The organism is Leisingera sp. G5_S3_59_S7 (assembly GCF_054968485.1).
On the sequence record NZ_JBQKUH010000010.1, the window covers coordinates 37,488 to 49,680 of the forward strand.

Consider the following 12,193-nt stretch of genomic DNA (forward strand, 5'->3'; position numbering starts at 1 on the left):
TTCGAGGTCAATTTGTTTATTATAACAACGCCCTACGGTTCACTCTTGATACAAGATATTGTGTACCGGCTTAAAGGAGCGCCTATGATGTGGGGTCACTCCCAACTGAACTAGAGCGTCCCGGTGCTGTTTCGAGGGATAGCCTGCGTTTTTCTCCCAGCCGTAACCGGGGAACTGTTGCGCCAAATCCACCATGATCCGGTCGCGTGCCAGTTTGGCGATGATCGACGCAGCCGCAATCGACAGCGATTTGGCGTCGCCTTTGACGACCGCCTCGCAGGGCAGGACCAGCCCCTTGGGGATCAGGTTGCCGTCGATCAGCAGGTAATCCGGCGCCGGATCCAGCGCCGCCACCGCACGCTCCATCGCCAGGTGGGAGGCGCGCAAAATGTTCAGGGAATCAATCTCTTCGACCGTCGCATGGGCAATGGCCGTCTGCGCGGAGGACAGGATTTTGCCTTCCAGCGCCTCGCGCTTCTTAAGGCTCAGTTTCTTGGAGTCGTTCAGACCTTCCGGGATCGCAGCGGCATCCAGAACCACAGCCGCAGCCGTCACCGGCCCGGCCAGCGGCCCGCGGCCCACCTCATCCACTCCGGCAATCCTCAGGTGCCCTTGGGCAAGGGCGGCGGCTTCAAGGCTGTAGTCGGGCTGTGTCATCCTTCCGTCAAAGCCAATGCCTGCCGGTTATGCAAGGGCGGCGGCAAAAAAAGGGGGGCCGAAGCCCCCCAGTTTGCTGCTGCTCGAATCTGCAATCAGTGTCAGCGCCGCACCAGCCGGTAACCGTGGCTGTTCAGGCAGCCGGGCTTGTACCCGGTGCGATGGCGCTTGCCGTTCCAGAACGTCACCCGGCAGGACTGCGGCAGCGCCTTGGTGTGGCCGTAACTGCGCTCGAGGCAGCCTTGGCCGACCAGCGGATGATTGGCGCTGTAGCGCGGGAAGTACTTCAGGCACTGGGACGGCAGGTCATAGCGGCGCACCCGGGGCGGCAGCGGTTTCACATAGCCGTCATGGCGGCTGTAGCCCCGGTAATTGCGGCCGCCGTGCGAATGGTTGTGGTGCGGCTGCGTGTAGTTATGCGTCACCGCATTGTCATCCTTGTCCCGCGAATGCTTGATCGCAGCACCAAGGATCCCCAGCAGCGCCAGGCCGCCAAGAATCTTCGCGACGTCTTCATCGGCGCGGGCGGGGGCTGCTGAGAAACCCGTGATGGCGATGGATGCAGCTACGATCAAAGCAATGAATTTGCGGTGCGGTTGCGGGCGGTGTGTCCGGGTCATAGCAGGACCTTTCTCAAAATCAGATTGTCGCGCAGCCAATGCGCCTTGATGACCCCAGCCTGCTCCTGCCCGCTCCGGACAGGCAATATCGGCCTGTTGTTATCAGATATCAGCCTGACCAACCCCCTGCGGTTATTGAATTTCACACCGCAGAACCGCAGGATGCCGTTATGAAACAGCACCTCCTGACCACCGCGCTTGCGGCCGCCCTCCTGACGCTTTCCACTCCGGCCGAGGCCGCCGAGTGCTACGCCGATTACAAGGCCAAGCAAGACAACCCGTTGCGTCTGCACTACGGCGTGATCCAGCTTTCGGGCGCCTGCCAGAAAGAGGCCGCCAGAAGCGAAATCCAGGCGCGCATCGCGTCCGGCGGATGGCAGCTCTTGAATGTCCTGTCCGTGTTCGGCCCCGAAGGCCTGCAGCAAAGGAGGGCCAATGCCGGATCCTACTATCTCCGTTTCTGAGGCGCGCGCCGCCGGCAGCAGGGTGATCGCCTTCGGCATCGCCGCCATTGTGGCGCTGCTGGTGATCGCCGGCACAGTGCTGCTGCTGACCCTGCCCGATGCCAATGCCTTCAACCAACGGGTGGAGCGGCTGTTTGTCGAAAACGACCTGACCGCCCAGGCCGAGATCAAGCTGCTGGAAATCCTGGCCCAGTCCGGCACCGCGTTTGCCGACACGCTGACCAGCTACCGGATGGTGATCTTTGTGCTGCTGGTATTCGCCACCGCGATGATGGTGGCGGCGCTGGCCGTGCTGGGCATGCTGGTGATGCTGAACCGCCGCATGGCGCAGATCGAACGGGCGGGTATCCAGGTCAATGAGCTGCTGATCAGCCGCGATGAAAACACTGTCTACCTCAACAACATGGGATTCAGGCTGACGCCCGCCGCAATGGAAACCCTGTCGGTTCTGGCCGAGGCCCGGCTGGACGACGATGTGCTGTCAGGCGCCGAGATCGAGGCGGTCATCTCAGGCCGCACGTCGGCAGATTGCGAGGAGGCCGCCGGCGCCACCCGGATCAAGCGGCTGCGGGACACGCTGGGCAATCAGATGGTCAGTGAACTGCTGGTCAAAAACATCGCCAAGCGCGGCTACGTGCTGGCCATCAGCAAGGACGTGATCCGGATGGTCTGACTGCTTGCTCCGGTTCGCTCAACATCATGTGTTCCGCTCTGGAATTCCTGCCCGCAGACCCCAGATAGATCAGAACCGGCCCATGCCGGCCGGTCCTGGACGCCATACAAGAACGAGGACCTTAGGGATGGATGCACAGGTGCAGATCCGCAACCGGGGCTACGGCATTGTTGTCGAGCCGCTGCACGGACTGGTCACTGCCCGGCGCAATGGCATCATCCTGGCGCAAAGCACCCGCGCCAAGGTCATGTATGAAACCCGCCTTACCCCGGCGGTTTATTTCCCGGCAGAAGACGTGACCGCCCCGCTCTCCGGCCATACCTCCTTGCAGACCTTCTGCCCGTTCAAGGGCACCGCCAGCTACCGCGACATCCTGCTGCCCGGCGACCGGGTGCAGAACGGTGTCTGGGCCTATGAGGACGCGATGCCCGAAGCCGCGGCGATTTCCGGCTATATCGGTTTCATGCCGGGTGCGGAGGCTGAATTCGACCTCGGCCGCAACAATGTGGAAATGCCGGACTACGGCAATATCTCCGGTCCGGTGATCGACTGGCTGCTGCGCGATGCGGCATTGGTTCCGGCCCCGGAGGAGCTGACCGCCGCCTTGGCGGAAAAGCTGGTGGAACAGGGCATTCACCTCTCCCGCCTCTCGGTGATGGCCTGGTCGCTGCACCCGATGATCGCAGGCAAGAACTATATCTGGCAAAGGAAGACAGGCGAGGTCACCACCTACGCGCCGTCTTACGAGATCCACGACCACCCGGCCTACCAGAACAGCCCCCTGCGGCATGTGTCCAACGGCTTGGGCGGGGTGCGGCACCGGCTCGGCAGCTGCTGCTCCGACGATGCCTTCCCGATCCTCGAAGACCTGCGCAAGGAGGGCGCCACCGATTATGTCGCCATGCCGCTGCGGTTCTCCGACGGGCGCATCAACGTGCTGACCCTGACCAGCGACCACCCCAACGGGTTTTCCACTGCCAACCTGGGGCTGATCTTTGAATGTTCCGACGTGATCGCCCGCTATTATGAGATTTTCATGCAGCGCGAAAATGCCCAGTCCCTGCTGGAAACCTATGTCGGCAGACGCACCGGCGCCCGGGTGCTGGGCGGTGAAATCCGCCGGGGCGACGGAGACGAGATCGACGCCGCCATCATGTTCTGCGACCTGCGCGGCTCCACCCGGCTGGAGGAGGAACTGGGCCGCCAGGACTATATCGCGCTGCTGAACCAGTTTTTTGAGACCGCCTCGACCATTGTGCATGACCACGGCGGCGAAGTGCTGAAATTCATCGGCGACGCTGTGCTGGCGGTGTTCCCGGCCGGCAGCGACCCGGAAAAGGCGCGCGCCCAGGCGCTGGACAGCGCCCGCGCCATCATCGCCCGGCTGGAGGAGATCGCGGGCGAAGAAGACGGCCACCGCTGCGAGGCGGCCATCGGCATCGCCTACGGGCGGGTGACCTATGGCAACGTCGGCTCGCGGGAGCGGCTGGACTTCACAGTGATCGGCCAGGCCGCCAATATCGCTGCCCGGCTGGGCGACTACGGCAAGACGGTCAATCACCCGGTCGTCGTCAGCTGCGATATCCTGAGCGACCCGTCACAGGGCATCCCGCTGGGCGCTGTCAGCCTGCACAATGTTTCCCAGCCGGTGACCTGCTATGCCCTCGCCGCCAGGACCGAACCGCAAGCCGCGGCCGAATAACCTCCCCCCTGCCTGTTCAGCCCCGGGTCAAGGGCGGCGCAGCCGCCGCGCTTTGGCGCGGTTTCCCCTTGAGGCGGGGAGAATCAACCACGCTGGAAACCGGCCTTCAGGGCAAACCTGCTCCTGAAAGCATTCTCAGCAGAACCCCTTCCACCCTGCCCGCAGGGCAGGGCCACGCCCAAGGCTGCTTTGCCGGCATCTTCGATGCAGGCAACAGGCGCGGGAGCTTCCCCCAGCGCCGCACCCGGCACCGTACTCAGGCGGTCACAAACCCGCGCTGCGCCTCATCCCCCATCGAGACCAGGAGCGGGTCCTCGGCCTGCCGCAGCTTGAAGGCCTCCTTTCCGGAGATCCCCTGCCAGCCGCAGTGCACCAGCGACTGCGCCACCGCGCCGCCCAGCGTGGTGCCGGGGCCGGTCACGATGAACAAATCCGGCGCAAACTCGCAGGCGGCATTTTGCACCGCACGGGTGAAATCATAGGGCTCCACCACCTGATACCCCAGCGTGTAATCCCACAACTCCTGAGTATCCGTCGCACCCGGCCACCAGATCTGCCCGCGCCCGTCGATCAGCGGCACCTCCGGCTGGGTGAACAGGTCTGCCCCCAGCCGCTTGCGCCCCTCCGCTGCCACCGGCGCCTGCAGCGCGGTATGAAAGGCCGCGTGGTTGGCCAGCCGCATCGGGAAGCGGTCCTCGACCACCGGCACTGCTTCCTCGAACGCTGCCAGCCCGGCCTCGTTCCCGGCCAGCACCAGCAGCCCGCCCAAATCAATCGACAGCGCCAGATCATGCCCCTCGCGCGCATTGATCTCTGCCGCCAGCGCCAGCAGCTCTGCCTTGCGCACGGGATCATTCTGCCAGTCCGGCCCGGCAAAGGGATAGACCAGCTGGCCGCCGATCAGCTGCTCCTGCATCAGCGTGCCCATGGTGTTCACCACCCGGAAGCCGCCTTCAGGGCTCAATGCCCCCGCCACCGCCAGCGCGATATACCAGCCCATTGAGTTGCCGGTGACCGCAACCACCTCGATATCCTTGGCCAGCGACTGCGCATCCGCCAGTGCCGAGGCGTAGATCAGCGGCGAGGCAATATCCCCGCGCGAATACTTCGACACAGAAAACCGGGTGGCCCCGTCAAGCGCTGTAACCTCTTCCTGCCCGGCATCGCGCCGCTGCGCATCAAATCCCGCAAACAGCGCCGCCTTGTCCGCATGATAACGGTGCAGATAGCCCAGCTCTGCCTTGTTGTAGGTGCCCCGTCCAGGGCAGATCAGAACAGCGGTGCGGGTCATTTCTTGCCTCCTGCCAGCGTCATTGCAGCCGCTACAATGCTGTCCTTCGACGGCAGTGTCGCGCCATAGGCGGGTCCGGTTGCGATGAAGCAATCGCTGGCGGCTATGCGCGCCGCGGGGATATCGCTTTGCTCTGCAAACAGCGCCATCAGCGCCTCGGACTGGCTGCCGGTGGTACGGCATTCGTCGACAATCAAAACGTGGTCGCAGCCCTTCACCGCCTCCAGCAGCGCCGCTTCCGGCAAGGGCGCCAGCCAGCGCAGGTCCACGATCCGCGCATCCACGCCCTGAGCCGCCAGCTCCGCTTGCGCCTGTGTGGAGAGGTAGCGCCCGTTGCCGTAGGTCACGATGGCCAGATCGGTGCCATCCCCATGCACGCCAACCTCTCCCAAGCCAATACGCTGGTCCGGCGAAGGGTAGGTCCGCATCCATCCGCCATCCTTGGCCTCGTGCAGATCCCTCATCGGATACAGCGCGATGGGCTCGACGAACACCACCACCCGCTGCTCCTCGCGCGCCAGCCGCACCGCCTCGCGCATCATCATCGCAGCCTCGGCCCCGTCCGACGGGCAGGAAATCACCAGCCCCGGAATATCCCGCAGCACCGCCAGTGAGTTATCGTTGTGGAAATGACCGCCAAACCCCTTCTGGTACCCCAGTCCGGCAATCCGCAGCACCATCGGGTTGGAGAATTTCCCGTTGGAGAAAAACGGCAAAGTCGCCGCCTCGCCGCGCAGCTGGTCCTCTGCGTTATGAAGATAGGCGAGGAACTGGATCTCCGGGATCGGCAGAAACCCGTTGTGCCCCATGCCAATCGCCAGCCCCAGGATCGACTGCTCATCCAGCAACGTGTCAATCACCCGGTCCGGTCCGAACCGCTGCTGCAGCTTCTGGCTGACGCCATAAACCCCGCCCTTGCGGCCTACGTCCTCGCCCATCATGACGATTTCACCGTGCTCTAGCATCAGATCGGTCAGCGCCCAGTTGATCAGGCGCGACATCGGCTGCGGCTCCTCCATCGCCCGCATGTCGCTGCCGAACGCCTCTGCACGTGCCTCGGCACTGGGGCCGTTGGTCGGCGCGCACGCCCGCTTGGGCGGGATCAGGCTGGCCACGACATCGTCAGCCGTCTTCAAATGCGGCCGCCTCACCGCCTCAGCCCGGATCCGCTCCACCCGCGCGCAGGTCTCCTGGTAGATTTTCAGCGCCTCGGCTGGCTTCAGCGCGCCAGCCTCATCCAGCAGCCGCACTGAGTGCAGCAGCGGATCGTTGGCCTCATCCGCCTCCACCTCTGCCTTCGCCATGTAGGTGGTCGGCACATCCGCCCCGGCATGGCCGTACAGCCGCACGGTGCGTAAATGCAGAAAGGCCGGCTTCTTGCGGGTCCGCACATACTCCGCCGCCTCCTGCGCCACCGCAAAGGCGTTGTAAATATCCAGCCCGTCCGCCTTGAAGTACCGGATGCCGGGCCGCCCCGCCATCGAGGCCTCGATCCAGCCTTTCGGCGTCTTGGTCGAAATCCCGATGCCGTTGTCCTCGCAGACGAACAGCAACGGCAGCGGCGTCGACTGCACCGAGGTCCAGCCTGCCGTGTTGATCGCCCCCTGCGCAGTCGAGTGATTGGCCGACGCATCCCCGAAGGAGCACATGACAATCGCATCCTCCGGCAGCACTTGATGCTCCGGCTGGTGCCGCTTTGCCGCGCCGATGGAATAGGCCGCCCCTACCGCCTTGGGCAGATGCGAGGCGATGGTCGAGGTCTGGGGCGGGATCATCAGCGCCTTGGAGCCCAGCACCTTGTGCCGCCCGCCGGAGGTCGGATCCTCGCTGGAGCAGACAAAGGACAGCAGCATGTCCCAGGCGATCCGCTGCCCCGGCACCTGATCGGCACGGGCGATCTGAAACGCCGCATCGCGGTAGTGGAGAAACGCCATATCGGTCGGGCGCAGCGCCCGCGCCACCGCCGCCATCCCCTCATGCCCGGAGGAGCCGATGGTATAAAACCCCTCTCCCGCCTTTTGCATTGCCCGGCTGGTCAGGTCCAGCGCCCGGCTCAGGACCTGCGCGCGGAACGTGCCAACGGCCGCCTCCGCGGCAAGCGGCCCAGCGGGCGCAGCGCCTGCAGGCAGGGTCCTAGCCTGAACCCGGTCGAGGAAATTCTGATGCACGATCTGGGCGCGGTCCATGCGGCCTCCTTGGAACACTGGCTGCGTGCAGTTATCCGCGAAACCCTGGTGCAACGCCAATGAGATTGCGTTCTGCTGCCATTCCAAAATGGAATGACAGGCAGCTCAATCAGTCCGATCCTTCACATAACGTGCAGCCCAAGCCTCCCTGGGCTGCCGGTGGAGTTTCCGCCCTTAAATCACGACGCGGAAATGCGGGGGTGCATGCGCATCAATCACTTAAGGCATTGACCGGCGCGGTGATAAGCGACGGCGTGATCTGGTCGATGGTGCGGCCCCAGCGGGTGACCGGGTTTTCGGCAACAAAGACGATATCACCGGGGCGCAGCTCAAATTTGGCCGCCAAGGGCAGATGCGCAGCGTTGCGCACGTCCAGGTGCCAGGCGGTGACGGCACCGAATTCGCGGATGTCATCAGATGCGCGCAGCACGTAGACCTCGGAGGCATCGCCGGTTTCCTTGGCGATACCGCCGCCGGTGTCGAACAGCGCATCTGCCAGCGTGGCCTTGTGCCCGAACGGCAGCGTGTAGCGGCCCTGGGTGCGGACTTCGCCGCTGAGATATACATAATCCCGCTCCACCGCGTCCAGCTTCAGCGCCTGGGCGAAGTTCTCGCGGCGTTCGTCCAGATCGGCGCGGCGCAGCGTCAGCGCTGCGGTCAGCTCATCAATCGCCGCGCGGCGGCCCGCCAGAGTGGTCTGCTGAAGCTGGATCTGCTGCGCAAAAAAGCGTTCGGCGCGGCTGAGGTCGTAGTCGGTGTCCACGAACACAGAGTCACCGGCCAGCAGATTGAGGCGCTGCAGCTCGGAACGGGAATAGAGATCCTCAAGCGGGATCTGATACATGCGGCCATCACGGTAGATCCGCACCGAACTCACGTCGATATCCGCAACCGAGACCGAACCCGCAGCGGCCAGCGCCTCGCCCAGGGTGAGGGGCGTCAGGGTGATCGGCAGCACGCCGGGCTTGCCAACGGCGCCGCCGATGGAGACGCGGCGGGAGTTGAACTCGGAGACTTCCAGGCTGAAGGTCGGGTCGATCTGGCTCTCCACCAGCCGCTGGAACAGCAGCGCCTCGGCCTCGTCCACAGTGAGGCCGGCAATCCGCACCCGGCCCACGTCCGGGATGTTGATCGAGCCATCATCCTGCACGGTATAGCCATTGCGGCTGTTCTGGGCCGCCAGCAGCCCTGACAGCTCCGCCACAGTTCCTTGTGTCGACGGGGTGGACAGCACCACCACATCGCCGGTGCCGATGGTATAGGGGCCGGGGTCCGCCTGAGGCGGCGGATCCAGGCGCAGCCCCTGGCGGCTGCCGTCCTGGGTGGAGGGCGGATTGGGCAGAGTGCCGGCCCCGCGCGGGCTGGCGCCGGTGCCGGAGCCTGCAGAGATCTGGAAGACGGCAGGCAGGGTCTTGGGCTGATAGGCAGCGCGGTTCGCGACCAGAACGGTTTCCGGGGTCACGGCCACCACCCGCACCTTGCCCGCCTCCGACACGCCGGCCTTCACGGCCGGGCTGCGATAGACAGTTGAGCAGCCGGATACCAATCCAGCCAGGGCCATAGCACTGATGGCAACGGAAATGCGGCGCACGATGCGTCCTCCAATCAACTTACATTCAAATCTCATCCGGAACCGTCTTCATAAAGAGGTTGCCAAGGAAGCTGCCGGTCCACTGCGAGGATTGCACGATCTCAGGGACTCCCTGCCGCACCCAATAAGTATTTGTGAAGCTTTCCGCTACCCCGTGGCAGCGCTCTTGCAGCTTTTGCGCGGTAACCGGCAGACCGCGCAGAAAGATGCTCTCCGGCCCAAGACGCGTCACCGCGCACTTGTAGGCGTGCAGTTCGATCTGGTCGTTGCCGTTCAGAAAACTGTGGAACCGTTCCACCGTCCCCTCCCGCCCGGCCAGTACCAGATCCGCGCTTTGACGCACATCCGAGGCGGCCAGGCCGGAGCCGAACCCCTTGGCGGAGGTAAGGAAACCTTGCTCCAGGGTGATCGTGGCGCCATCAGCGGTAAGCCATGTCTGCACGCCTGCGCGCTCAGTTTCCAAGAGCATGACACCGCTAAGGTCGCGGCTGGGAAAACCGACCTCCAGCCGCGGCGGGATCGGCCGCACCGACGCCAGCGCATTGGCGCGCGGGTGGAACCGGGGCGCGTCGGGCTGCAGCGCGCCGCGCAAAAGCTCAAACTCATCCCGGGCTTCACCGCAGGACATGAGCAGAAGACAGATCAGGGCATTGCGGAACAGCCTCAACGCAGGAACCTCCCCCATCCCCGCACCAGCTGCTGGGCCCGCGCCTCGCGGGTGACACCATACAGCCGGTTGCGCACATTGAGCCGGGCGCCGCCATCGCGCAGCACCGGGCGGATCACCTGCGCCAGCCGGTCGCGCGACGGGCGGCCAGTCAGCCAGGAGACCGGGATTTCCAGCCGGATCCCCTTGTCAAAGGACCCCTCGCCGAAGTCGTCGAAGCTGACCGTGGTCAGGGTGAAAAAGGCGCCCACCTTGAAGCCATTGGCAAATTCGCGGTCCAGTGTGACTGTGGCCCCGTAGTCCCCGGCCAGATAGCGGCCTGCGTCCAGCTGCGCGTGGTAGTCGCCGGGCAGATCGTAATAGGCCGAGACATGGCCGGTCGCTACCGAGTAGTCCTGGAACCCGAACAGCACGTCAAAGTCGCGCTGCCTGACGTAATTCATCTCAGCTCCCAGAGCCAGGCGGCTGCCGGGCGGAAACCAAAGCAGCTCGGCTGACAAGCCGCCATACATGGTCTCCAGATAACCTGCCGTGGTGCGGGCATAAAGATCGGTGCCGGGCCGCCAGATATACTCGGCGGTCAGATGTTCCATGCGCAGATCCGACTGTTGCGCATAAAGGCCCCAGTCCGAACGCACCCGCTGAATCACCGAATTCGACTCGCGCTGGCTGTCGTCCAGGTTGCCCGCAGCCGGCTGGCGCAGCCCGGCAGACAGGCTGAGGCCCGGGGCAATGGTGTAATCGAGACCAAGCCGGGCCCCGATTTCATAGCGCAGGGGGGCGTCCGGATCGAAGAAAGAGGCCTGCAAATAGGGTCCAAGCCGGTAGCTGAAATGGGGATAGGCACCGCTTGCAATACCGCCTTCGGCCAGCGGGATGCTGTCGGAAATTTCAGCCCGGGCAAAACTGCGCCAGGCGCCGTCGGGATCATGCTCCAGCTCATAGAGGTCCTGGCGGTTGATACGCACGGAGCTGAGCGGCACACCGTTGGACATAAGCGCGATATCAAAGCTTTGCACATGAGCGGGCTGGGTGTTGGCCAGCACCCGGGCCGCCCGCCCGATGGCCTGCGCCGCCTGGCCGTAGGTGCCGTTTTCAACCCCGATCCGCAGGGTTTGCCCTGCATCCTCAAGGTAGACCAGCCGCAGCCCTTCCTGCTCCAGCGTCCGCGTCAGGACTTGCTGCCGGCGGTCCGGTGCAGCGGCGGCATCAGGCAGGTTCCAGCTGGCCAGCGCCACTCGGTCAATCGGCAGCAGCGGCGGCGGCGAGGCGCCCTGCCCGCCTGGCGTCACGCTCTGACGCGGGTCGATGAAATAGCTGTAGCTGAGCCCCAGGGTAGTTCCATACATATAGGCCGCGGTCAGCTGCGCTCCGTTCTTCAAACGGTACTGGGCGCCAAAGTTGAACGGCGAGCTGACCTCGAAACCGATGCGGTCCCGCTCCTTGGTGTAAAGGTCGGGTGAATATTCCGCCAGCAGGGTCAAGCGGTCGCTGTAGGCCCAGCTGGCCCCGCCGAACAGCGCCGCATCGCCCCGGAACCAATTGCCGAAATCCAGCTGCCCGGTTTCCGCGATACCGCCGGCATTCGAATCTGCACGGGTTTTGAACCGGTTGGACAGCACCCCCAGCGGGTTCGAAAAACTGCCTCGTCCGGCCATGCGGCCCCAGCCGATGCCGCCGGTCAGTTTCAGCCGGTCGCGAATGGTCTTGGTGGCCACAATATACTCTGATGCGTAGATCCCGGTGCCGCCGAAGTCGCGCAGGCCGAGGGCCAGGGCCGGAGCACGCGCGTCTTCCTCGCGCAGCAGAAAGTGGAGGTCGAAACTGCGATCGTAGCGGTTGTTGGCACCGTCACCGTCGAAATCCTCGATAACCGCGTACCGGAAACTGCCATGCACCCAAGGCAGCAGCTGAAAGGTCATGGTGGCCCGCAGGGTCTGATCCAGCATACCGCTGGTAAAAGCCAGGGTGCCGTCGGGATACATTTCGGCCGTAGGAGTTTCGATCAATCCCGGTGTGCCGTAAGTCGACGTGCTTTGCGCCTGGGCCAGTGCCGGGGCCGCAGCCGTAAGGGCTGCCAAAAGCCATTGCCGTCCCTGGAAATTCAAATTTGTCATACCATCAAAAATGTACTTCAGGCCTGCGGCCCCTTTATCCGTTTTTCGGCGGACTGTCCCGCAGGCTGGAAGAAAGACCGGAAATGTCTTTCTGCTGTGGCGAATCTGCCTGTCTCTTTCCCTGTTTGAGACGGCAGTGCAACCCTTGCCGGCGCAAAACAGCCGGCTGCGCGGCCACTGCTGTTTTCAGCGGCCCTGGCCGCGCAAGGAGGCAGCAAATAAATG

General features: G+C 64.2%; 10 protein-coding genes. 3 read left to right on the top strand and 7 right to left on the bottom strand.

Features of this window, described 5'->3' with window-relative positions:
* Positions 1–39 precede the first annotated feature (39 nt).
* On the bottom strand, positions 40–657 hold the full coding sequence (locus ACTRWG_RS07190) for a ribonuclease HII (RefSeq protein ID WP_027236022.1): 618 nt from the start codon (positions 655–657) through the stop codon (positions 40–42).
* Between the two features lie 101 nt (positions 658–758).
* Positions 759–1,277, bottom strand: a complete 519-nt coding sequence (locus tag ACTRWG_RS07195) for a hypothetical protein (protein ID WP_027236021.1) — start codon at positions 1,275–1,277, stop codon at positions 759–761.
* 170 nt (positions 1,278–1,447) lie between these two features.
* Between ACTRWG_RS07195 and ACTRWG_RS07200 the strand changes: the two genes are divergently transcribed.
* The 3 genes from ACTRWG_RS07200 to ACTRWG_RS07210 all read left to right on the top strand — a co-directional run bounded on the left by ACTRWG_RS07200 (position 1,448) and on the right by ACTRWG_RS07210 (position 4,116).
* Entirely contained in the window at positions 1,448–1,741 is a 294-nt protein-coding gene (locus ACTRWG_RS07200) for a hypothetical protein (RefSeq protein ID WP_260004281.1), read from the top strand.
* Positions 1,713–2,414 (top strand): winged helix-turn-helix domain-containing protein, encoded by a 702-nt coding sequence (locus tag ACTRWG_RS07205; protein ID WP_260002302.1) that lies wholly within the window; start codon positions 1,713–1,715, stop codon positions 2,412–2,414. Before ACTRWG_RS07200 ends, ACTRWG_RS07205 begins: the two co-directional genes overlap by 29 nt.
* A gap of 127 nt (positions 2,415–2,541) precedes the next feature.
* Positions 2,542–4,116 (top strand): DUF427 domain-containing protein, encoded by a 1,575-nt coding sequence (locus tag ACTRWG_RS07210; protein WP_260002305.1) that lies wholly within the window; start codon positions 2,542–2,544, stop codon positions 4,114–4,116.
* 256 nt (positions 4,117–4,372) lie between these two features.
* Here ACTRWG_RS07210 and ACTRWG_RS07215 read toward each other — a convergent pair whose 3' ends face one another.
* From ACTRWG_RS07215 to ACTRWG_RS07235, 5 genes are all read right to left on the bottom strand, one after another.
* Positions 4,373–5,407 carry an ACP S-malonyltransferase gene (locus ACTRWG_RS07215; protein ID WP_260002306.1) on the bottom strand — a complete coding sequence of 345 codons (1,035 nt, stop codon included), beginning with the start codon at positions 5,405–5,407 and terminating at the stop codon, positions 4,373–4,375.
* Positions 5,404–7,593, bottom strand: coding sequence for a dehydrogenase E1 component subunit alpha/beta (locus tag ACTRWG_RS07220; protein WP_462829168.1), 2,190 nt, complete (start codon positions 7,591–7,593; stop codon positions 5,404–5,406). The genes ACTRWG_RS07215 and ACTRWG_RS07220 overlap by 4 nt, the downstream gene beginning before the upstream one ends.
* A gap of 211 nt (positions 7,594–7,804) precedes the next feature.
* Positions 7,805–9,184, bottom strand: coding sequence for a polysaccharide biosynthesis/export family protein (locus tag ACTRWG_RS07225; protein WP_027236015.1), 1,380 nt, complete (start codon positions 9,182–9,184; stop codon positions 7,805–7,807).
* A gap of 25 nt (positions 9,185–9,209) precedes the next feature.
* The gene (locus tag ACTRWG_RS07230; RefSeq protein WP_245597367.1) at positions 9,210–9,812 is read right to left on the bottom strand and encodes a YjbF family lipoprotein; all 603 of its coding nucleotides are present in this window, start codon (positions 9,810–9,812) and stop codon (positions 9,210–9,212) included.
* A 35-nt stretch (positions 9,813–9,847) separates the two neighbouring features.
* On the bottom strand, positions 9,848–11,968 hold the full coding sequence (locus ACTRWG_RS07235) for a YjbH domain-containing protein (RefSeq protein ID WP_084299543.1): 2,121 nt from the start codon (positions 11,966–11,968) through the stop codon (positions 9,848–9,850).
* Positions 11,969–12,193: the final 225 nt, after the last annotated feature.